A 22177-nucleotide genomic window follows, 5' to 3' on the forward strand; every position below is an offset into this window, starting at 1 on the left:
CCCACATGCGATTCCTCCCCCGGGAGGGTCAGGGTGAACAACGTCGCCATCGACTCACCCGCATCCTCGCCACCACAGCCATCGCGCTCGGTGTCATGATTGCGAGCCAGCTTGCACCCTCAGCCGCCTCCGCGCACGATCAACTCATCAGCGCAGACCCGGCCGACGGCAGCGAGCTGGAGGCGATGCCCGATAGCGTCACCCTGACCTTCTCCGACACACTGCTCGATATTGGAACGGTTGTGCGGGTTGTAGACGCCACCGATACGGCAGTCACACGCGGTGACCTCACCCTTTCGGGGGCCAGCGTCACCCAACCACTCAACACTGATGCGCCCGACGGCACCTACACGGTGGTCTGGCGAGTGGTGTCTGGCGACGGTCATCCGATCACCGGTACATTCACCTTTGTCGTGGGCGAGCCCTCCGCGGTTGTGGCCCCCACAACGGCCACAACGGCTCCGGCGGAGGCGACATCCGGGTCAACCGAGACGGCACGGTCTATCCCCAGCGCGATCCGCACCATCCTCGTGGTGGTTGTCGGTGCCGGTGTGGGCCTGGGCCTGTACGTGCTCGTGATTCGGCTGCGCACCCGACGAACCCCGAAGTAACTTTTATCCTCCTCCCCCGGCCCGCTGTCTGACAGCAGGCCAGAAAGAACACGCCATAATGTATACACGTTCACTCACCCTGACCGCCCTCGTTGCCGCAGGGCTGCTGGCCCTCTCCGGCTGCAGCAGTACTCCCACACCGGTAGAAACGACAGCCGTTGCCGCTGACGCCCTCACGGTATCGGATGCCTGGATCAAGGCCAGCGACACCGGAATGACGGGGGCCTTCGGAGAATTGAACAACTCCTCGGCCACCGACATCACCGTCGTCGCTGCCTCGAGCGACGCCGCCGCAACCGTGGAACTGCACGAGGTCATCACGGGAGACGACGGTAACTCGCTCATGCAACAAAAGGAGGGTGGGTTTGTTGTACCGGCCGAGGGCACACACGCCCTGGAACCCGGTGCCGACCACCTGATGTTTATGGAACTCACCGACAAGTTGGAGCCCGGCCAAACGGTCAGCATCACGCTCGAACTTTCCGACGGGTCCACCGTAAAAATCGAGGCTCCTGTGAAACAGTACGCCGGTGCCAACGAGAGTTATGCTCCCGGGCATGGTGAACCCACCGACGGATCCGACAGCAGCATGGATAACGAGAGCACGGAACACTAAATGACCGACAGCCAGCAGGAATCCACTGTTGGCCGCCGCACCCTCAGTCGGCGGCACCTCCTTCTCGGGGGTGCCGCCGCGGGGGTCGGGGCGGCTGTGGCCGTCGGCGTCGATCTGGTGCAGCGCTCGGGCGGCGAGACGGGCCTGCCCGCACCCGAGTTCTACCCGACGGGCAACGACACGGAACCGTTCTACGGCACACACCAATCCGGTGTAATGACGTCACCCCAGGCTCACGTCACCCTCATCGCCTACGATCTCCTCCCGGGTACCAGCCGTGAGGGCGTCGAGCGGATGCTGCGCCTCCTCACCGATGATGCGGCCAAACTCACCCTAGGGTCGGCCGCTCTCGCCGACACCGAACCCGAGCTGGCCGTAGTGCCGGCCCGGCTCACCGTGACGGTGGGCTTTGGCCCCGAGCTGGTGAAGCGGGTCAACCCGGCAGCATTACCCGAGTGGTTGACCCCCCTACCGGCGTTTAATCGAGACAGCTTGGCCGATGAGTGGAGCGGCGGCGACCTGCTCATCCAGGTGGGTTCGGATGATCCGCTCACCGTCTCGCACACCGTGCGGATGCTCTCCAAAGACCTCCGCGCCTTCGCCACCCGACGATGGGCCCAGAGCGGCTTCCGGCGAGCGTTGAGCAGCGAATCCCCCGGCACCACCATGCGCAACCTCTTTGGCCAGGTAGATGGCACCGTGAACCCGGCAGCCGACACCGAAGATTTCGACACCGTGGTCTGGCAGGGTGACGGAGCCGGGTGGATGGCGGGTGGCACCTCGTTCGTGCTGCGTCGTATTGCCATGAACCTCGATACCTGGGACAAACTCGACCGCTCCGGCCGGGAGCAGGCCATGGGCCGTAACCTGAAAAACGGTGCCCCCCTAACCGGTACGAAGGAACACGATGAACCAGATTTTGAGGCGAAGACATCGCTCGGCTTCCCCGTGATCTCCGATATCTCGCACGTGCGACGGGCTCGCTCGGAGAACACCCACGAACGGATCTTCCGCCGCGGGTACAACTACGATGAGGCAATAGGAGACGGGCACGACAGCAACGCTGGCCTGCTCTTTATCTCGTTCCAGGCCAACCCCACCACGCAATTTGTGCCACTACAGAAGCGACTCGATGAGCTCGACCTGATGAACGAGTGGATCACCCACATCGGCTCGGTGGTCGTCGCAATTCCACCGGGCTGCACCGAGGGCGGCTTCATCGGTGAAACGCTGTTCCGATAGACGCTGCCCTCGCGCGGCAGGCCGTGGGATACTTTCAGTCGGGAAATAACACGTTCAGGAAGGACGCCCGAGATGACACAACACCGCATCTTCACCACCAGCTTTGCCGTCATCTATCCGCTCTATCTGGCCAAGGTGGAACGGAAAGGACACACCAAGGAGGAGATGGATCGCGTCATTTCCTGGTTGACCGGCTACGATGAGGCCGGTCTAAAACAGACCCTCACCGATCAGGTTGACCTGCGCACATTCTTCGCCGAAGCCCCACGGATGAACCCGCAGGCCTCGCTCATCACGGGCGTGATCTGCGGGATTCGCGTGGAAGAGATCGAAGACCCCCTCATGCAGAAGATCCGGTATATGGACAAACTCGTTGACGAGGTGGCCGGGGGGAAGAAAATGACCTCCATCCTGCGGGGTGGCGACACGCCCTAGGCTTCGACTGCGCCGCCCGCCCGTTGCGAGAACGCGCTCTCGTATAGGCAGACGGAGGCCGCGGTCGCCAGATTCATCGACTCAGCAGTGCCGTAGATGGGTACAGTGAGTGCGCGATCAGCCATCGCGAGGTCCGCATCGTTCAGACCGCGGGCCTCGTTGCCAAAGAGCCACGCGGTCGGGCGGGCCAGGGTGCCATCTTCGCGAGCCGCCAAGAGGCTATCGCCCTTAATATCGGCGGCGAGCAGGGTGAGGCCGGCCTCATTCACACGGCCTCGCACATCCTCAAGCGTGGCGTCAACGGCGACAGGGATGTGAAAGAGCGAACCCGTCGTCGAGCGAACCACCTTGGGGTTGAATAGATCAACGCTGCGTCCGGCGAGGATGACGCCATCGGCTCCCGCCGAGTCGGCGGCCCGGATGATCGTACCCGCATTGCCCGGGTCGCGCACCTCATTCAGGATCACGAGGAGCGTCGGCTCCCCCGCAAAGATGTCTTTAAGCGCGGTGGGAAACTGGCGACAGACCGCCACAAACCCCTGTGGCGTGACGGTATCTGCCAGGGCGGTAAGCACCTGCTCGGTGACGAACTCGAACTCGTGCCCGGCAGCCTCGGCCAGTTTCACGATTTCCGGGTAGCGCTCAATCGCCGTGGGTGTGCCAAACAGTTCGGTGAGCAACTCGGGACGGTAGCTGAGTGCTTCACGCACCGCCTGCGGGCCTTCCAGCAGGAAGTAGCCGGTCTCCTGACGGATGTTCTTCTTGGCCAGGGAGGCGATCGAGCGGACACGGGCTGAACGGGGATTTTCAAGCATTGTTCCAGTGTAGGCCCGCCGAATGTCGGCAGTGGTCTCCCCCACCGGTGGCACAACGACGAATGCCCCGCACCACGAGAGTGGTGCGGGGCATCAACCGACTGCGAAGAGTTACGCGGTGACCTTGGGAGCCGAGGTGTCAGCGGGCAGAGCAGCGCGGGCGCTCTCCACCAGGGCAGCAAACGTCTTGGGCTCGTGCACGGCCAACTCGGCCAGCATCCGACGGTCTACCTCAATACCGGCAAGACCCAGACCCTGGATAAAGCGGTTATAGGTGAGGCCGTTGGCGCGTGAGGCGGCGTTGATGCGCTGGATCCACAGGCGACGGAAGTCTCCCTTACGCTGGCGACGGTCACGGTACTGGTACACAAACGAGTGGATCGTCTGCTCTTTTGCCTTACGGTACAGACGTGAACGCTGTCCGCGGTAGCCCTTTGCGCGCTCAAGGATAACGCGACGCTTCTTGTGAGCGTTGACGGCTCTCTTTACTCTTGCCATTTCTGGATTTCCTTTACGTTATGTCGTCGGGATGCGGACTAGCCGCGTCCGAGAAGCTTGTTAGCGACCTTGGTGTCGGCCTTGGACAGGATCTGGTCCTGGTTGAGACGACGGGTGCGACGGCTGGACTTACCCTCCAGGTTGTGACGCATACCGGCCTGCTGCTTCTTCAGCTTTCCCGATCCGGTGACCTTGAAACGCTTCTTGGCGCCCGAGTGGGTCTTCATCTTAGGCATTTTCTCTCCTCTATCGGTTTCGCCACCGGGGTGGCAAAAGTCTTATTCTGCGGCGGCGGGCGAGGTGTCGCTCGCGGCATCCTCTTCAGTGACGGGCGCGGCTGATACCGGCTCGGTCTGAGCGGACTCTGCCGGAGCAGCTTTCTCGGACGCGTGGCTCTCGGCACGGGCCGCGCTCTTGTTCGAGGCGCGAACAGCGTTAGCCTCGGCCTTCGCCTCAGACTTGTTCTTAAGTGGGGCAATAACCATCACCATGTTGCGACCGTCAATCGTGGGGTTGGACTCTACCGTGCCAAACTCCACAACATCCTCAGCAAACTTCTGGAGAAGACGAACCCCCTGATCGGGCCGCGACTGCTCGCGGCCACGGAACAGGATCATTGCCTTCACCTTGTCGCCCTGCTTAAGGAAGCCCTCGGCACGCTTACGCTTGGTTTCGTAGTCGTGCTTATCAATCTTCAGGCGGAAACGGACCTCTTTGAGGACCGTATTGGCCTGGTTACGACGCGCTTCCTTCGCCTTCTGCGCAGCCTCGTACTTAAACTTGCCGTAATCCATGATCTTGGCAACCGGGGGCTTCGAGTTGGGGGCAACTTCTACCAGGTCGAGATCTGCCTCGGCAGCTAGACGCAGGGCAACCTCAATCGCCACGACGCCAACCTGCTCGCCGCTGGGTCCAACCAGGCGAACTTCGGGAACGCGGATACGCTCATTTGTACGGGGATCGCTGATGCGTTTCTCCTCTGATAGTGATGGTAGCCTCTCAACCGGTTGAATAACCGGGCGAGCAACGATCAAGGAGTTTCACGCATCCGCCCACCACAGTCCTGCGGTGAGTATCAGCTTTGCGCCCTATCTACCCCACTCGGTGACCCGGGTGTGGCGGAGCGCAATACCCGGTAACCTTGTGTAGGCGGTCAAGCGCGGGTGGGAGAATCTCCACTTTCGTACTGGAACAGATAAGTTCCAGAGCCTCATGAATAATAGCAGAGACCGCGAGAAAATCACAGATCGCGGCAACCACAGTGAAAGAACGTGTACATGAGCGACAAAAACGTATTCAGCGGGAGCCCCTACGACTCAGAAAACGAGGCCGCCCAGCTGAAGGATGCCAGCGATCAGGCTCTCCGCGACATCGCCGATGTGGGGGCCGTTGAGGTCATCACCACAACCGCCGTGCACCTCATGAGCGCAGCCGCGGTGAAGTGCGGCCTAGCGGATCACCCCGAAAGCCAGACCGATCTCGACGAGGCCCGCAAACTCATCACCGCTCTGGCCGGGCTGATTACCGCGGGTGCCCCCGAAATCAGCGATATGCACGCGCGCAGCCTGCGCGACGGTCTGCGCTCGCTCCAGTTAGCGTTTCGTGAAGCATCTGTGATCCCCGACCCCATCGGCAAGGGGCCGGGCGAGAAGTGGACCGGACCGGTGAACTAGTTCATCGTCTTGTTCGCGCATTGCGCGGGTCTTTTTCGTTTACCGATCGCCGATTCGCCGATTCCCCGGCACCCACACGGCATCCGCCGCACGCGGAGCTGCCCCACTAGAGCGCGGGCAGCCGGGGCACCGAAGACACCAGCTTCTGCGTGTAGGGATGCCGTGGGTTACCCAGAATACTGGCTGTGCTGCCTCGCTCCACGATCTGGCCGGCCTGAAGCACCACGGCAGAGTGGCACAGCGCCGCGACGGCCGAGAGGTCGTGCGAGACCATCACCACGGCGAGGCCACGCTCCTCACCCAGGGTACGCAGCAGGTCGAGCACCGAGACGCGCGTGGTCACATCGAGGGCACTCACCGGCTCATCGGCGAGCAGCAAACGCGGCCGGGGCGCGATGGCCCGGGCAATCGCGATGCGCTGGCGCTGACCGCCGGAGAACTCGTGCGGATACCGGCCAGCCGCGTTACCCGGCAGACCCACCGAATCCAGAGCCTCCGCGACCATTCGGGAACGCTCACTCGTGTCACCGACGCGCAGCGACCGTAACGGCTCGCCCACGATGCTGCCAACGGTCTGTCTCGGGTCAAGTGACGAATAGGGGTCTTGAAACACCATCTGCACACTCCGCCGGAAAGACCGGAGCACGCGCTGCGAGCCCGAGGGCCGCGGTTGACCGTCAAAAAGAACCGCCCCACGGGTGGGCGAGGTGAGGCCCAGCAACAGGGAGAGCAGCGTGGACTTACCGGCCCCCGACTCCCCCACGATGCCCAGATGAGCCCCGGCTGGCAGGTCCAGGCTGATACCGGTGAGGGTTGGTGCCTCGGCACGAGGGTAACGGTAATCGGCAGCGCTGAGCTGCAGGATGGGCGGGGCTGCCGTCACGGCGAATCCTCCTCCGGTGTCGTCTGCGCGGGTTGACCCGGCGCGGTGGGGCGGGCAACGCTGTCAAGCACGGCGTCGAGTGCCCGGGCAGAGGCCACCAATTCGGCCGTGTACGGATCGTCGGGGGTCCGCAGAATATCCGTGAGTGGGGCCGCCTCAACCACCACCCCCGACCGCAACACCAGCACCCGCTCGGTCACAGCCGAAACCACGGCCAGATCGTGACTGATGAAGAGCAGAGCCATACCGCGATCACTCACGAGCGTGTCGAGCAGGGCAAGAACCTCGGATTGTACCGTCACATCGAGCGCTGTCGTCGGCTCGTCCGCGATCAATAGCTCGGGTGCACAGGCGAGGGCCATCGCGATTGCCACGCGCTGCCGCTGACCGCCCGACACCTCGTGCGGGTAGGCACGAGCGATGCGGTCGGGGTCGGATATCTGCACCTCACGCAGACCGCGCAGCACGGCCTCCGTCAGGGCACTTCCGCGCAGATTCTGGTGGCGGCGCAACGGGATAGCCAGCTGGTGACCCAGCCGCATGAGCGGGTCGAGTGCGGTGAGCGGCTCCTGGAACACCACAGAAGCCACACGCCCCCGCAGAGAGACAAGATCGCGCTCGGCCGCAGCCACGACCTGGGTTCCCCCCAGCAGAATACTGCCGGTTGCCGTCATACCGGGCGGGAGCAGACCCATCACAGCGAGGGCCGTCATGGACTTGCCGGAACCAGACTCACCGATCATGCCGACCCGCTCGCCGGGACCCACCGCGAGGGTGATCCGGTCAAGCAGGCGGCGACCGTCATCCGCGGTCACGGTGAGGGCCTCGATGTCAAGAATGGGGGTACTCATCGGCTCCTCCTGCGGGTGGGGTCAGCGATGTCGCGGAGACCGTCGGCGATGAAGTTGACACCGAGCACCAGCATCACGAGGGCGATTCCCGGGGCAAGCGCCCCGACGGGGGCCGTGAGGACAGTACCCTGAGCCTCCTGGAGCAGGCGCCCCCAGGAGGCGTTGGGTGGCGGGGCCCCCAACCCCAGGTAAGACAAACTCGACTCGGCCAGCACGGCCAAACCAAAGTGCAGGGCCAGGCTGACCGAAACGGTGGGCCAAATATTGGGAAGAACGTGCCGCCACACGATCCCCCACCAGGACGTACCGGAGGTGCGTGCCGCCGTAATGTACTGCTGAGCGAGCACTCGCTTAGCCACCACACGCGTCAGACGCGCGACGATCGCGGACATCGCGATACCAATTGAGAGAATCGCTGACCCGAGTGAGGCCCCCTGCGCGGCCACGATGAGCATCGCAAGCAGCAGGGTGGGAAAAGCGATCAGAATGTCGAGGCCCGCCGAGATGGTGTCGTCCACCCATGACACGGCAAACGCCGCGACCAGGCCGATCGCGATGCCGAGCACGGCACTGATCGCAACCGCACCCAGACCCACCGTGAGCGCGATGCGAGCACCAATCATGATCTGGGTAGCCAGGTCGCGGCCAAGTTTATCGGTGCCAAGCCAGTGCTCGGATCCCGGGCCCTCCAGCCGGCCACCCGAGGTATCGGCGGGATCAAAGGGCACCCAGAACAGCGACACAATCGCCAAGATCACGATGATCCCGACGAGAACGGCACCGATCCTCAGGGTGATGGAGCGGGTCCTGCGGCGGGGCGTTGAGACGTCAATCTGCGCCTCGGTGAGTGCACTCATCGGTTTCCTGACAGGCTCGTGCGCAAACGCGGGTCAACAACCCGCTGGATGATATCGGCGGCGCACCCCACCAGCAGCACAAAGACCGTGCTGATGAAAAGAATGCCCTGGATGTTGGGGTAGTCATGCTGGGCAATGGCTGTGAGCAACATTGTGCCCAGCCCGGGCAGGGTGAACACACTCTCCACGACCACGGCACCCAGGAAAGTGGTTGCCAACTCAATGCCCAGGATCGCGATCACGGGCACGGCGGCGTTGCGTAGACCGTGCCGCAGCATTGCCTCACCCGAGGTGGCACCGAGGGCGCGGGACGTGCGCAGAAAATCACTACCCAGGACGTCAATCGTGGCAGAACGCACGTAGCGCGACATCGACGCGCTCATCACGATCACGATTGTGGCCACGGGCAGGATGAGGGCGGTGAGGGCAGCCCCGGGATAGGCCCAGTCACGTCGGGGAAACCCGCCCGAGGGTAGCCAGCCCAGGCCCAGGGCAAAAACCCAGACCAGCAGGATACCCACCCAGAACACGGGCACAGCCACCCCCAGCTGCGAGAACCCGGAAAGCGCGGTACCGTACCAGCGGTCGGCGCGGTATCCGGCGACAAACCCGATGCCCACCGAAAGCAGCGCGGCGATGACAAACGACATCAGCGTCAGCGGCACCGTCACCTGCAGCCGCACCGCGATCTCGGGCAGCACCGGAAGCTGGCTGATAAAGGACTCGCCCAGATCGAGGCGGGCCATCTGACCGGCCCACTCAAAAAATTGCTGCCACAAGGGACGGTCGGTGCCGAGCGCCGCCTCGGCCGCCGCGATCTGCTCGGGCGTCGCATCCAGGGGAAGGAGGGCGTTGGCGGCGTTTCCCGGCAGCAGGCGCAACAAGAAAAAGAGCACCACCATGGCGGCGGCGAGGGAGAGCAGCAAGAAAAGCAATCGCCGCAGCACGTATGAGGTCATGAAAATCCGGTCTACAGAATGCCGCGGCGGGCCGCGACGGTCACGGGATGTAGGAACAGCGTAGCGTCCCGGCTCCCCGCGGTGCGGGCGGGCCAGGACGCTACCACGCTACTCTTTGACGATGTTGTATGCGAAGAACTGCGAGTTGAGACCGTTAACCGGGTATCCCGTCACGTCGCTGCCCGCGACCACGATCTGCGGATAGAGGTAGAGCCACAAGCTCGCGGCATCCTTCGCGATCTGCTCGTTGACCAGCTTGAGGGTAGCCGTCTGCTCGTCTGTACTGTCCGCCTGCTCGGCCTCGGTGACCCACGTCGTAACCTGCGGGTTGTCGTAGCCCCAGTAGAAGTCGGGGTTGCCATACCACACCACATCGCGATCATTGACGTGCTCCTGCAGGGTAGCCTCAAAATCGCGCTCGGTGAACACCTTGGTATACCACTCGTCAGGGGTAATCACGTTAATATTCATGGTTACACCCACACGAGCAAGCTCACCCTTCACGAACTCGGCCACGGCCGGATGCGGGTCGTAGTTAGGAGTGTCAAGGGTGAACGTGAAGCCGTCCCCATACCCGGCATCCGCAAGCTTCTGCTTCGCACGATCCACACTGTAGGGGTTCACCTGGGTGAGGTCCTCATACCAGGGGTCGGTGGGCGGAACCATCGAGCCGATCAGCGTACCGTAATCACCCCAGATGGAGGTGAGCAGCTTCTCCCGGTTAATCGCGGAGTAGAGCGCGGCGCGCACCTCAGCGTTGTCAAACGGAGCCACTCGGTCGTTGAAGGCAAGTAGTTCTTTGGTGGTGGAGTTTCCCTCGCTCACGACGTAGTCGCTGTTGTTCTCGAACTGGGTCAGGGCATCCGGGCTCTGCACGGTTGTGACAATATCAACCGCGTTGGTGAGCAGCGCGTTACTGAGCGCCGTAGCGTCCGTGAAGTAGGTGAAGACGACCTCGCCATTGGTAGCGGGACTGCCCCAGTAGTCATCCCAGCGCTCCAGGCTGAGCGAGTTACCGCGCTTCCAGGTGCCGAGCGTGTAGGGTCCGGTTCCGTCCTCGGTGCTCGTGAGATCTTTCGCCTCTCCGTTGATCACCCAGATGTAGCTGAGGTTATACGGGAACGAAATCGACGGGGTGCTCAGGTGGTAAACAACCGTACTGTCATCGGGAGTCTCGATACTCTCCACCACGTCAAAGCTGCTCTTACGGGCAGACTTGGAGTCCTCAGCCACCACACGCTCCATGCTCGACTTCACATCGGCCGAGGTGAGCTTCTTACCCGAGTGAAAGGTGATGCCCTCACGCAGCGTCACGGTGTAGGTGAGGCCGTCGTCACTCGTGGTGAAGCTGTCGGCCAGCAGGGGCTCCACCGCCCCCTCGTCGGTCAGCGTGAAGAGACCCTCGTACACATTTCCGTTGAAGGCCTCGGTAACACCCTGTCCACCACCGGCGGTATTGTCGAGGTTCTGCGGCTCGTAGAGCGAACCAATTGCGATGGATGCGTCCGTGCCGCCATCCACGCCAGCCCCGCCACCGGCGCAGCCCGACAAAAACATCGTGGCCGCGGTAACCGACGCGAGTAGCGTAAGCGAGAGTTTTTTCACTGGGGTCTATCTCCTGTGCTGTGTAGTGATGCTGCTGCGGTGAAAGAAGTAGGACAGGGCGAGACTCAGCTAGGCCGAGGTGAGGACACTTTTCTCGCCAGCCGTAACGGCCAGGTTAATCCGATTCTGGGCGGGTGGGAGGGGACAGTTGTAGTGCGGCGAGAATCCGCACGGCGGGATGAACGCCCGGTTAAAGTCGAGCACCACCGTACCGGTCTCACCTCGATCCAACTCGGTAGGGATGTGCAGGAAGCGTCCGGCCGGGTAGGTCGCGTCGGGGGGCTCCTGGCTACGATTGGTCAGGTCACCAAAAACGAGCAACAGGGTGCCGTTGTCATCAAATGCGCTCAGCGTGTATTTCTCCCCGCCGAGCGTGACGCTGATGTCTCCGGGTACCACAAGGTCACGTGTGCCGCCGTTGTCGCGGATATGCTCAAACGGCACGGTACGCTCGGCATCCACCGGGGTGAAATGGGCCGTCACCACCCACTCGGGCGCAAAGGGGAACGCATCAATCGTCTCAAAGGAACGGATGGCGGCAGAGTCGGCATCCCAGAAGCGCAGTCCCACCTCGGTCTCCCCCGTATCGGGATCTATCCGTTTCACGTCGGAGACCCTAACACCCGGGGGCTGTTCGTCCGCGATCTCGCTCGCCCTGGGACCAGCGGCGGGCAACCAGCGGGTCTCCACCAGGGCCAGATTCCCGGTGGGCGCGGTAACGGCAGCATCGCGGTCGGCACGCCAGGAGGCGAAGGATTCGTAGGCTCTGTTAACAACATCAACTGGCGCGTTGAGATCGCTCTGGGATGTGATGTGCGGCATAGTGAATCAATTCTCTCGACGGTTTACTGGAGAGACACCCCGTGTGACGATTCATGACGACGGAACGCTCACGTGAGGTAACGCGCGCAGCGGGTCCCGCATTCCGAACCTCCGATAAAAAGGAAACGGTTAGGCAGCGGCGAGGGTGAGCGCCATCGAGTCCACCCGATCAGCAATCAGTTCGCTCCGTGACCACGCGATCTGGAGGCGCTGCACCAGTCCCGCGACCTCAGACTCGCCGAGACCCGGCACGAGCCGCAACCTCACGGCCAGCTCGGGCGCGGCCAGACGCGAACGCGGGTCACCGCTCGACAGTTCAACGGCAACAACCGCCGGCTCGTCCGCAACCGAGCTCTCAAACGCGAACGCCACCTCGGGGTCACGCCACGCGGGCGACCAGGGGTTCTCCTGCGCGACAGCCCAGACGGTGGGGCGACGCAGAACAAACTCGGTGGCCGCACCGGGATCGAGGACCACGAGATCCGTTTCTTCCCCCGCCGCCGCGAGCGCTACCCGAATACCGTCGGCCGGAACGGGCCGCGCCAGCGGGTTCCACTCGGCCATCGCCGCGACGCACGAGAACACGGGCAGGGCCCGGCGGCCGTCGGGGGCGGCGACCGTTACAATCGAGAGTTCCTGGGTCTTATCAACCTGGCGGCCGTCTTCCGTGAAGCCAATATCCCCCGCCTCGGTCACGAGTGGGATAAGGAGACGAGCCGAGCGGAACGCGTCAACAACGCTCTCCGGACCGGCCGCACCCTCGGCAAAACGGGTGAGGGCCAGGGCGAGTACCTCAGGGGTGCTGCCGTCGTCATTCGCAAACTCGTTGGATTCGAAGGCCCGCCCCGCCCAGGGGAAGCCGGCAGAGTCTGCTTTATTGGTAGAACCCAGATTCTGTGCGGCCATGATCTGACAGCCTTTCCGTCGTGCGTAATCGGTGGTTAATCGCCAGCCACATCAAGCGCCTCGGCGAGGGTGAAGGCATCGGCGTAGAGCGCCTTGCCTACGATGGCACCCTCCAGGCCGTTGGGCACGAGTTCGCGCAGCGCGGCGAGGTCATCCAGGCTGGACACGCCACCAGATGCCACCACCGGGCGGTGGGTGCGCTCAAGCACCTGCTGGAGCAGCTCGATGTTGGGGCCACGCAGCGTGCCGTCTTTGGTCACATCGGTGACCACATAGCGGGCGCAGCCGGCATCCTCCAGACGGGCAAGCACTTCCCACAGGTCACCGCCGTCTTGGGTCCAGCCGCGGGCGGCCAGGGTGGTACCGCGCACATCAAGGCCTACGGCAATTAACTCGCCGTACTGGGCGATGACGCTGCGGGTCCACTCGGGGTTTTCGAGGGCGGCAGTGCCCAGATTTACCCGCTTCGGCCCGAGAGCCAGGGCGGCCTCCAGGCTCGCATCGTCACGGATACCGCCCGAAAGCTCAACATTCACCCCGCGCACCTGCTTAATAACCTTCTTGAGCAGTGCGGCATTACTACCCCGACCAAAGGCAGCATCCAGATCTACCAGGTGGATCCACTCGGCTCCCTGATTGACCCAGTCCATGGCGGCGTCAATAGGCGAACCGTAGTTGGTTTCGGTACCCGCCTCACCCTGGGTGAGGCGTACTGCCTTGCCATCAGCCACGTCCACGGCCGGCAGTAGTTCCAGTCGGGGGCGCTTGTTAAATTCGCTCATGATGTCCTTGATTGTTGGGAGGCGAACGCCGAGAAGGGGCGAACACACGTGAAAATTCTAGCCGAGGCTGTGCAGCCAGTTGGACAGCAAGCGGATACCCGCAGCACTCGACTTTTCCGGGTGGAATTGGGTAGCAGTGAGCGGTCCATTTTCGACGGCTGCAATGAAACGCGAACCGTGCTCGGCCCAGGTGACAGCAGGCCGCTGGATCGCGGGATGTGGGTCAAGCGTCCACTCCTGGGCACCGTAAGAGTGCACAAAGTAAAAGCGCTCCCCCTCAACCCCAGCGAAAAGCGTGGAGTTTTCAGGAACCTCGACCGTGTTCCAACCGATATGCGGCAGCACGGGGGCGTTGAGGCGGGTGACCTCACCGGGCCACTCGCCCAACCCCTCGGTCGTGACACCGCGCTCTACACCTCGCTCAAACATGATCTGGAGGCCCACACAGATACCGAGCACCGGGCGGCCACCGGCCAACCGCCGGTCAATCAGCTCACCACCGCGCACATCGTTCAGCTGGGTCATCACGGCGTCAAAGGCACCCACCCCGGGCACGATGAGCCCGTCTGCCTCCATCACGCGTGCACGGTCACTCGTGAGTTCGACATCCGCCCCGGTCTTCTGCATGGCCTTGACAACGGAGTGCACGTTGCCCGAACCGTAGTCGTAGACGACCACACGCGGCTGGGTCACAGCGCTCCCTTAGTGGAGGGGACGCCGGACACGTTCGCGTCGAACGCCTTCGCTTGGCGAAATGCACGCGCGAAGGCCTTAAACTCGGCCTCGGCAATGTGGTGGGGGTCGCGACCTGCGAGAAGTTTCACATGCACCGTGAGGCGAGCATTAAGCACGACAGCCTCGAAGAAGTGGCGCACCATGGAGCCGGTAAAGTGCCCACCGATCAGGTGAAACTCGAAACCCTCCGGCTCACCACCGTGTACGAGATAGGGCCGACCCGAGATATCGACAACGGCCAGGGCGAGCGCCTCATCGAGGGGCACATGCGCGTCGCCGTAGCGAGCAATCCCGCTCTTGTCGCCGAGGGCTGCCACGATGGCCTGACCCAGCGCGATACCCGTGTCCTCCACCGTGTGGTGCACATCAATGTGCGTGTCGCCCGTGGCGCGCAGCGTGATATCGGTGAGCGAATGCTTGGCAAACGCGGTCAGCATGTGATTAAAGAAGGGAACCGTCGTCTCAATATCGGATCGTCCGGTGCCGTCGAGGTTAATCGTGAGATCAATGCTCGACTCGCTCGTCTCGCGCTGGATAGTCGCAACCCGGGCGGGGCGCGCCGTTTCTGGCAGTGTCATGCGTCCCATCCTATCCAGTGGGCGGGACCCATGCTGCCCCGCGTAACCTAGCGAGGCAGCGCAGCAATCGCGTCGAGGAAGACGCTCGTTTCAGCGTGGGTGCCCGCACTCACGCGCAGGTGGTTCGGAATGCCGACATCCCGGATCAGGATGCCCCGCTCACGCAACGCCTGAAATGTGGCCTGCGGGCTCGTCACCCCGCCAAAGAGCACAAAGTTGCTCTCGCTCGGATAGACGGTGTAGCCGAGCTCCGCGAGCCGCTCGGCAATCCGACGTCGCTCAGCACGGATATCGCCAACGGTTGCGAGCATCCGCGGGGCGTGCCGGAGCGCGGCGATACCCGCGGCCTGGGTCAGAGCGGAGAGGTGGTAGGGCAGGCGCACGAGGCGCAGGGCATCCACAGCGGCCGGGTCGGCGGCCAGGTAGCCGAGGCGCACACCTGCAAACGCAAACGCCTTACTCATGGTGCGTGAGACCAGAAGGCGCTCACGGCCGGGCAGCAGCGACACGGCGGACGTGTAGTCGCCGCCGGCAAATTCGGCATAGGCCTCGTCAACCACAAGAAGACCCTCGGTCGCGTCATACAGCGCCCGAATCACGTCGAGCGATACGGTTGTTCCCGTGGGGTTATTGGGCGTACACACGATGGTGATCGTCGGCGAATGCTCCCGCACCGCGGCCAGCGCCGTCTCCTCGCACAGCTCGAAACCGGCGTCACGCGGGACAGGAATCCACTCGGTTCCCGTCCCGTTGGCGAGCAACGGGTACATCGAATATGTGCTGACAAAGCTCAGAAGGCTGCGGCCGGGACCGCCAAACGCCTGAAGAATCTGCTGAAGAACCTCATTCGAGCCGTTGGCGGCCCAGAGATTATCGGCGGTGAGACCGTGGCCTAAATATGCGGCCAACGACTCGCGCAACTCGACAAACTCGCGATCAGGATAGCGGTTAACCCCCGTCACGGCACGGGCAAGCGAGGACACGATATCGACCGCGACCTCCTCCGGAATGGGATGAGTGTTCTCGTTCACGTTGAGGCGCACGGCAACCGTGTCCTGCGGAGCACCATAGGGCGTCTTGCCCACCAGGTCAGGTCGGAGAGGGAGGTCGTTGAGGGTAGCCACCCCACAAATATACGCGGTGGGCGCGACACCCAGCTACTTTGCCAGCGCCCACCGATAAAATGATCGCCACCCACACGACCCCTACCAAGGAGCCTCAGCACGTGAGTACTGACCCCACCCAGACCATCCCCGACCGCACCTATCGCCCCCCGGGACCAACCTCCCGAGCACTCGGCTACTTCATCTTCACCAGCCGCTGGCTCCAGGCACCCCTCTATATTGGGCTGATCGTGGCACAGGTGGTCTACGTCATCGTCTTCATGCTCGATCTGTGGCATCTGATCAACGATGTCATCACCAATTGGAACAAGCTCAACGAAGCCACAGTGATGCTCAGCGTACTGGGCCTGATTGACGTCGTCATGATAGCCAACCTGCTCATCATGGTGATTATTGGCGGTTATGAGATCTTCGTGTCGAAGATTCGGGTGGATGGTCATCCCGATGAGCCGGATTGGCTCTCACATGTGAACGCCAACCTGCTCAAGATCAAGCTCTCAATTTCGATCATCAGCATCTCCTCCATCCACCTGCTCAAGACGTTTATCGAGGTCGGCAACATCGGAGAGGTGGGAGCCAAGAGCGACACCGGGCACAGCTACACCTCCGAGGGGGTCATGTGGCAGGTCTTCATCCACCTGGCGTTCATCGTGTCGGCGCTCGCGCTCGCCTGGATTGACCGGATGCAGAACAAGACTCTACTGGAGGCAGCTCGGGCCGGAGCACACTAACCTCCCCAAAACGTATGAGCGCGCTCGACACCTCAGCGGGAGGTGTCGAGCGTCGCCGTCGAAGCCAGGGACGACGACCGTCTGCACCAGATACCCCTGACAGCGCCCAATCATGCTGGTCGGCGGCCTCAGCGGCCGCGTCGGGCTCGGGGGCAACCCGCTCTCAGCCAGTACCGCCCCGGTGCAGTTCCTCCTGGAGCCATGGTGGAGCCGTGGGCCAGATGTTGGTCCCGGGCGCATCCGCAACCCTGCTACGCAATCTCTCTTACTCTCCGGCCGCCGACACCGGCGGCTTAACAACGGCGGCCCCACCCCACCGCGAGGAGGGATGGGGCCACGTTACGCGGAGCGCTACCCCGCGGTTAGCGGTACAAAGGCCGCCGAACCGGGCGTACGCACCAGCAGCGAAAGCTGCGCTGTTCCACCGGCATCACAGAACTCCACACGGAGGTTCTGAGCCTGGGCCGCGGTCAACTCAAGCGAGAACTCACTGTCTGTTGCCGCACCCGTCCAGTTGTTTAACACGAGCGCATTATCCGCATAGACGCGCACACCATCACTCAGTGTGTTGGCCACCCGGAAGGTGTAGGTACCCGTCTGCTCGGCCGTGATCTCCGTATTCCAGCGGATCGCGAAGCTGCTCGTGGGGAATCCGCTAGCCGGGCCCACCCCCGAGCCCAGGTCGAGCGAAATGGGAGCCTTCTGGCTGAGGGCCGCAGACCCCGCGAAGGTACGGTTCTTCCAGTACTCGGCTGTGGCCTCACCCTGGGCGAGACCGGCCGCAACCGTGCCGTCAAGCATCACCGGAACGGGTAGCGACCCGAAGACGGCCGCGCCCGGAACAACAAGACCCAGGCTCAGGGCCGCATCACCGGAAGAGTCGAAGTAGTCCACCCGCAGGGGAACCGCCTCGCCAGCGGTGAGGTCAACCGATACATCCGTGGAACGGACCGTGCTCTGAGTGGTCCAATTATCGAGCACCAGGCGGTCGCCGAGATACACTCGGACCCCGTCATAGGCCGAGGTACCCACCCGCAGCGTGTAGTTTCCGGTCACCTGCGGCACCACGGTGGTGCTCCAGCGAATCCCGAAGTTATCGGCAGGGAAGCCCACCGCCGGGGCGACCCCCGAGGCCAGCTTCAGCCCAATCTGCTGCTCGTAACCGCGGCTCAGTGTCGGAGCTCCCGTGAGGGTACGGTTTTTCCAGTACTCGGCCGTAATCGGACCGACCACGGGGGCGACGGGCTGAACCGCGTCGAGGGTCGCCGGGGCGGGCAAGTCCTCAAACGTCGTCGATCCCGGTGTGACAACGCTCAGCTTCAGTTGCGCATCGCCGCCGCCATCGAAGAACTCCACCCGAAGCGCTACGCTCTTACCCGCGGTGAGCGAGAGGGATACATCGTTGGAGGAGACTCCACCGCTCCAGTTATCCAGCACCAGCTTGTCGTCCGCATACACACGCACCCCGTCACCAAGCGAGTTAGCTGCGCGCAGCACGTAGTCGCCCGTGGTCTGAGGAACCAGGGTGCTCGTCCATCGGATACCAAAATTATCGCCGGGGAAACCGGGCAGCGGGACCGCGCCGGAGGCGAGGCTCACGCCGATACCGGGCTCAAACCGATTGGTCTGGGCAGGATCACCGGTCAGGGTGCGATTCTTCCAGTAGGCAGCTGTGATCGGTCCCAGAACGGGCGCAATCGGGGTCACGGTGCCATCACGGGTAGGCTCGGGTAACTCGGCATAGCCGAGCGCGCCGGGGCCCTTAACTCTCATCACGAAAGTGGCATCGTAGGCGGAATCGTAATATTCCACTCGCACGGCGGCCGGTTGGCCCGCCGTGAGCGTGACGCTACCCTCCTTAGCGGAGGCGGCGGGGAGAGTGTTCCAGGCATCAACAACCAGCTCGTTGTTGACGTAGATCCGCGCCCCATCGTAAGAGGAGATCGCGGCCTGGAAACTATATTCGCCGGTCTTCTGCGGGGTGACCGTGGTCTCCCAGCTCGCCCCAAAGTTATCCGCGGGGAAACCGGCGGCCGGGGCCGCACCCGCGGCCAGATCCATCCCGATTGACGACTCATATCGGTTAGTCTGGGCGGCTGCACCCGTGAGGGTCCGGTTCTTCCAATAAGAACTCGTGATCGGCGCGACGATAAGCTCCTCGCCTGTCGCCTCAACAGGTGCCGGACCCGTGGTCATCACGGCGGCCGGGATCGGTGTCAAACTGCTACTTCCGGGAGTCTTCCAGGTGAGCGCAAGCGCGGCATCGTAGGCCGTGTCAACGTACTCAACCCGCAGAACGGCGCGCGCACCCGCGGTGAGAGCCAGTGGCACATCATACGAACCCTTGGCCGTAGTGGAGGCCCACTTGTCAAGGACCAGCATGTCGTTCACATACACCCGGACACCGTCGTAGGCGGCCGTGTCCAGATGCAGGGTGTGGGTGCCCGTCTGGGTGGGGGTCACCGTGGTGGACCAGCGCACACTGAAGTTATCACTCGGGAGCCCTGCCGCCGCCGTGCCGGTACCCAGGGCAAACCCGATCGGCGAGATGTTGGTGAGTGCGGGATCCCCGGATAGGGTCGCGTTCTTCCAATACTCGGTCGTAACCCGACCTGAAAGCGGCACACTCGCCGTGCCCGTGTTCGGGCGGTCAGCAACGGTCCACGCCACGGTGACAGTCGTTTTGCTCACGCCGTTGGTGGCCGTCACCTTAGTGGTGTAGCTGCCCGGCGTGGTGATTTTACCCGTGATGTGACCTGTAGACGCATCAATAGCGACTCCCTTGGGCAGTTGCTTGGCCGAGTAACTCAGCGCAAACCCGGCCGGATCGGTAGCTCCCACCGTGACGTCCACCGTGTCACCCGTAAGGTTTTTCTGCGCGCCAACCGGCGCAAAAACGGGGGCGGCCGGTGTACCTGCGGGAGCGAACGTCGCGGTCAGGGCGGTCGCCTTGGTCACCGAGACGGTGATCGTGGCATCCGTGCTGGTGCTGCCCCCGGACCAACCCGCAAAGCGGTACCCGGGCAGAGGCTGCGCCTTCACCGTGATCGGCACCTCGGGATAGTAAGAACCGGTCCAGGTCGGCGTGGCCGCAGTGAACTCCGTATCGAGGGCCAGGCTATTCAGCATGATCGTCCCCATCGAAGGGTTATTGACGCCCACAGTGACATTCTGTCGTGCTGAGAGTTTGTACTTGGCCTGTGTCTGCGTATCGAGGATGGCGTTGCGCGTGTTCAGGAACTCACGCAATCGAGCCACATCCGTAGTCTCCCAAGACTCGGCCGTACCCAGGGCGGGGTTCTTCTTACGAAACTCGGCGATGTAGGGTTTGACCAGAGCCACCATCTCGTCGAGGCGCGCGTTGGTGTTCTCCGTCTTAAAGCGAGAGTTCATCTGATCGGCAACCGTGTTGATGTACTGGTTCTGATACTCCGGGTTACGCATCAGACTGGAAAACGCATAGTTATTCGACGCGTAGATTCGGCCATACATGTTAACGGAGGACTTGGTGTTGGCTCCCCACGCCAGGAGCGGGGTAACGTCCATTCCAATATCGAAATCGTGCGACTTATACTGCCATTTATTGTCGAGGGCAGTTGAGCGCCACGCGTGGATGTTCTTCCAGGGCCAATCCCAAACGGCCGCCCACGCGTAGGAGGCGGTGACCTCCGCGAGGGCCTGCGTGTCAATCATGCTCTGGGCCTTCTCGTAGTTGGCCTGGTTTGTCATCGAGTTGCTATTCATGTAGGCAACCATGTCGCTGTAGGCCTTCTCCGCCTCAGCTCCGCCGCTCACCTCGGCACCGTCGGAGACATACTGCACGCTGTCTTTGTCGGCACCCGTTGAGGACTCAACCAGGGTCTCATCCTCACGCTCACGGATATCCATCAGGCCGCGGTACTCACCATTCACAAACATGGCAACGGGCGTGTAGCCAGACCAGAGGGAGGCGCTATCACTCATCAACGACTGGGCAAAGGAATCGCGCAGCCGACCGTAGAAGAAGTCGTTCCCACTGTTGCGCAGTCGGAACCGCTCAATAGTCTGCGTCCCCTTACCGGGGAAGAGCGGGTAGGTGAAGTCGGTCTCCCCGCGCGCATCACGCAGGGTGACGTTGAGCGGATAGATTTTCTGAGCGCCCAGGCTACCCAGCTGACCGGCCACTTTGCTCTCGGCGTCTGATTGCAGAATGATGCTGCCATCAGTCTCTCGCAGATCAACCGTCGAGTCGAAGAGATGGCTCTGGTTCGCGACGCGGTAGAGCATATCGTCCGCGGGGTCGAGGGTGACCATAATGACACGCTGGCCACCGTACTTCGAGTCGGCTTGGGCATCAATCACAAACGACGCGGTGGTGGTGATGCTCGACATCGCACCGGTACGGAATGACGCGGCCCGAACACTGGAACCGGTCGAGACCGAGAAGGGGGCGGTGTACAGGGTCGAATTGGCCACGGGTTCGCTGCCATTTGTGGTGTATCGGATCTCACTACCCGAGGGGGCCGTAATCGTGACGATCTGCGGGGCAGAGAAGACACCACCGTTCGGCGAGATTACCGGCTGAGCGGCCATCTCGGCAAACGATTTACCCGAGTTCGCGGCACCCTTGGTGAGCGTCTCGCAGAAGTTAAAGGGTGACGAGGCACTGCCCGAGGGCATCCGACACCACGACTGATCGGTTTTGGTGCGAGGAGGGGAAACCGAATCAGCCAGAGCGCCGGTGCTGCTGCCGTCGGGGACGGACAGGAGCAGGGGGTCAACGCCATTATCGAGGTTGAAGCTCGCGTGAAGCTCCGCACCGGCGACGGCACGGTCTTTCTTCGAAAGCCACACGACAAGGTAGGCCTTCGATTTGATGACGGTACCTGCGGGGAAGGTCCAGCGGAAGGCTGAGGCGTCTTTATTGCTGAGACCCCAGTAGGAGATATCAACCGCGTTATCGGTGGGGTTGTACAGCTCAACCCAGTCTTTCGCCTCGCCATCCTGGTCTTTCGCACTGTTATTCCACGCAGCCGCAACAACCTCATTAATGATGACGCCACCCGTCGCCGGGGCGGCCGGCGATAGGTCGTTTGCCACGGCGGGTGAGGACACAGCGGGTAAAGTAGCAGCCACCGGGGTGGTCGCCGCGTGGGCCTGAGCCTGCGGCGCGAGCGAGAGATCGGTGGCACCACCCACCAGGAGGGCTGCCAGAATCACCGCCAGGGTGCGGGTGAGCGGGCGCGACATACGCCTAGTTCTATGAGTCATGGATATCCTTGCTGTTTCAGTGCGAGACGGGCAACTCTTCGTGAGAGCAGTACCAGCAGTGTCCGGGCGTGCCGGGTGGGTGACCACGGCCGGCACGCGGGGTAGGGGTGCGCGCCGACCGGGTCACCGGGCGACCAGAAACCTTCCCAGGGCACCCCGTACCGGCGAGAAGAAATAACCAACTCTCCGGTTTTCTTGCAAGAA

General features: G+C 62.7%; 22 protein-coding genes. 6 read left to right on the top strand and 16 right to left on the bottom strand.

Annotation, left to right across the window (positions count from 1 at the left end):
- Nucleotides 1-5: 5 nt before the first annotated feature.
- The 4 genes from FB466_RS00520 (at nucleotide 6) to FB466_RS00535 (ending at nucleotide 2904) form a co-directional block, all read left to right on the top strand.
- Nucleotides 6-611 (top strand): copper resistance CopC family protein, encoded by a 606-nt coding sequence (locus FB466_RS00520; protein WP_170205959.1) that lies wholly within the window; start codon nucleotides 6-8, stop codon nucleotides 609-611.
- A gap of 58 nt (nucleotides 612-669) precedes the next feature.
- Nucleotides 670-1227 carry a copper chaperone PCu(A)C gene (locus FB466_RS00525; protein WP_141915005.1) on the top strand — a complete coding sequence of 186 codons (558 nt, stop codon included), beginning with the start codon at nucleotides 670-672 and terminating at the stop codon, nucleotides 1225-1227.
- Nucleotides 1228-2469 carry a Dyp-type peroxidase gene (locus FB466_RS00530; protein ID WP_141915007.1) on the top strand — a complete coding sequence of 414 codons (1242 nt, stop codon included), beginning with the start codon at nucleotides 1228-1230 and terminating at the stop codon, nucleotides 2467-2469.
- A 72-nt stretch (nucleotides 2470-2541) separates the two neighbouring features.
- The gene (locus FB466_RS00535; RefSeq protein WP_141915009.1) at nucleotides 2542-2904 is read left to right on the top strand and encodes a DUF2200 domain-containing protein; all 363 of its coding nucleotides are present in this window, start codon (nucleotides 2542-2544) and stop codon (nucleotides 2902-2904) included.
- Here the strand turns inward: FB466_RS00535 and FB466_RS00540 are convergent.
- From FB466_RS00540 to infC, 4 genes are all read right to left on the bottom strand, one after another.
- On the bottom strand, nucleotides 2901-3719 hold the full coding sequence (locus FB466_RS00540; RefSeq protein ID WP_141915011.1) for a TrmH family RNA methyltransferase: 819 nt from the start codon (nucleotides 3717-3719) through the stop codon (nucleotides 2901-2903). The two genes, FB466_RS00535 and FB466_RS00540, sit on opposite strands and share 4 nt — an antisense overlap.
- 111 nt (nucleotides 3720-3830) lie before the next feature.
- Nucleotides 3831-4217 carry a 50S ribosomal protein L20 gene (rplT, locus tag FB466_RS00545; protein ID WP_141915013.1) on the bottom strand — a complete coding sequence of 129 codons (387 nt, stop codon included), beginning with the start codon at nucleotides 4215-4217 and terminating at the stop codon, nucleotides 3831-3833.
- A gap of 38 nt (nucleotides 4218-4255) precedes the next feature.
- Complete coding sequence (gene rpmI / locus FB466_RS00550; protein ID WP_141915015.1) at nucleotides 4256-4453, bottom strand: 50S ribosomal protein L35; 198 nt, start codon at nucleotides 4451-4453, stop codon at nucleotides 4256-4258.
- A 42-nt stretch (nucleotides 4454-4495) separates the two neighbouring features.
- Nucleotides 4496-5230, bottom strand: coding sequence for a translation initiation factor IF-3 (infC, locus tag FB466_RS00555; RefSeq protein WP_425460893.1), 735 nt, complete (start codon nucleotides 5228-5230; stop codon nucleotides 4496-4498).
- A gap of 264 nt (nucleotides 5231-5494) precedes the next feature.
- On the opposite strand from infC, the gene FB466_RS00560 reads away from it, so the two are divergent.
- Entirely contained in the window at nucleotides 5495-5890 is a 396-nt protein-coding gene (locus FB466_RS00560; RefSeq protein ID WP_141915017.1) for a DUF1844 domain-containing protein, read from the top strand.
- Nucleotides 5891-5996: 106 nt separating this feature from the next.
- On the opposite strand, the gene FB466_RS00565 is transcribed toward FB466_RS00560, so the two are convergent.
- From FB466_RS00565 to FB466_RS00615, 11 genes are all read right to left on the bottom strand, one after another.
- Nucleotides 5997-6773 (bottom strand): ABC transporter ATP-binding protein, encoded by a 777-nt coding sequence (locus tag FB466_RS00565; RefSeq protein WP_211344724.1) that lies wholly within the window; start codon nucleotides 6771-6773, stop codon nucleotides 5997-5999.
- Entirely contained in the window at nucleotides 6770-7624 is an 855-nt protein-coding gene (locus FB466_RS00570; RefSeq protein WP_141915018.1) for an ATP-binding cassette domain-containing protein, read from the bottom strand. Before FB466_RS00570 ends, FB466_RS00565 begins: the two co-directional genes overlap by 4 nt.
- Nucleotides 7621-8481, bottom strand: coding sequence for an ABC transporter permease (locus FB466_RS00575; RefSeq protein ID WP_141915020.1), 861 nt, complete (start codon nucleotides 8479-8481; stop codon nucleotides 7621-7623). The genes FB466_RS00570 and FB466_RS00575 overlap by 4 nt, the downstream gene beginning before the upstream one ends.
- Nucleotides 8478-9440 (bottom strand): ABC transporter permease, encoded by a 963-nt coding sequence (locus tag FB466_RS00580; protein ID WP_141915021.1) that lies wholly within the window; start codon nucleotides 9438-9440, stop codon nucleotides 8478-8480. Before FB466_RS00580 ends, FB466_RS00575 begins: the two co-directional genes overlap by 4 nt.
- 108 nt (nucleotides 9441-9548) lie before the next feature.
- Entirely contained in the window at nucleotides 9549-11045 is a 1497-nt protein-coding gene (locus FB466_RS00585; protein WP_246054476.1) for an ABC transporter substrate-binding protein, read from the bottom strand.
- 69 nt (nucleotides 11046-11114) lie between these two features.
- Complete coding sequence (locus tag FB466_RS00590) at nucleotides 11115-11867, bottom strand: DUF1684 domain-containing protein (protein ID WP_141915023.1); 753 nt, start codon at nucleotides 11865-11867, stop codon at nucleotides 11115-11117.
- A gap of 129 nt (nucleotides 11868-11996) precedes the next feature.
- Nucleotides 11997-12773 carry an SseB family protein gene (locus FB466_RS00595; RefSeq protein ID WP_141915024.1) on the bottom strand — a complete coding sequence of 259 codons (777 nt, stop codon included), beginning with the start codon at nucleotides 12771-12773 and terminating at the stop codon, nucleotides 11997-11999.
- A 35-nt stretch (nucleotides 12774-12808) separates the two neighbouring features.
- Nucleotides 12809-13555 carry a bifunctional 1-(5-phosphoribosyl)-5-((5-phosphoribosylamino)methylideneamino)imidazole-4-carboxamide isomerase/phosphoribosylanthranilate isomerase PriA gene (gene priA, locus FB466_RS00600; RefSeq protein WP_141916713.1) on the bottom strand — a complete coding sequence of 249 codons (747 nt, stop codon included), beginning with the start codon at nucleotides 13553-13555 and terminating at the stop codon, nucleotides 12809-12811.
- 57 nt (nucleotides 13556-13612) lie between these two features.
- The gene (gene hisH, locus FB466_RS00605) at nucleotides 13613-14248 is read right to left on the bottom strand and encodes an imidazole glycerol phosphate synthase subunit HisH (RefSeq protein ID WP_141915026.1); all 636 of its coding nucleotides are present in this window, start codon (nucleotides 14246-14248) and stop codon (nucleotides 13613-13615) included.
- Entirely contained in the window at nucleotides 14245-14868 is a 624-nt protein-coding gene (gene hisB, locus FB466_RS00610) for an imidazoleglycerol-phosphate dehydratase HisB (RefSeq protein ID WP_141915028.1), read from the bottom strand. The genes hisH and hisB overlap by 4 nt, the downstream gene beginning before the upstream one ends.
- 47 nt (nucleotides 14869-14915) lie before the next feature.
- Nucleotides 14916-15992 (bottom strand): histidinol-phosphate transaminase, encoded by a 1077-nt coding sequence (locus tag FB466_RS00615; RefSeq protein ID WP_141915029.1) that lies wholly within the window; start codon nucleotides 15990-15992, stop codon nucleotides 14916-14918.
- A gap of 101 nt (nucleotides 15993-16093) precedes the next feature.
- On the opposite strand from FB466_RS00615, the gene FB466_RS00620 reads away from it, so the two are divergent.
- A complete protein-coding gene (locus FB466_RS00620; RefSeq protein ID WP_246054477.1) occupies nucleotides 16094-16723 on the top strand; it encodes a TIGR00645 family protein in 630 nt (209 codons plus the stop codon).
- A gap of 351 nt (nucleotides 16724-17074) precedes the next feature.
- Here the strand turns inward: FB466_RS00620 and FB466_RS00625 are convergent, their stop codons facing one another.
- Nucleotides 17075-21973, bottom strand: coding sequence for a PA14 domain-containing protein (locus tag FB466_RS00625; RefSeq protein WP_141915031.1), 4899 nt, complete (start codon nucleotides 21971-21973; stop codon nucleotides 17075-17077).
- Nucleotides 21974-22177: the final 204 nt, after the last annotated feature.

Origin of the sequence: Klugiella xanthotipulae, from assembly GCF_006716695.1 — a bacterium.
In the GTDB taxonomy this organism is placed as follows: Bacteria; Actinomycetota; Actinomycetes; order Actinomycetales; family Microbacteriaceae; genus Klugiella; species Klugiella xanthotipulae.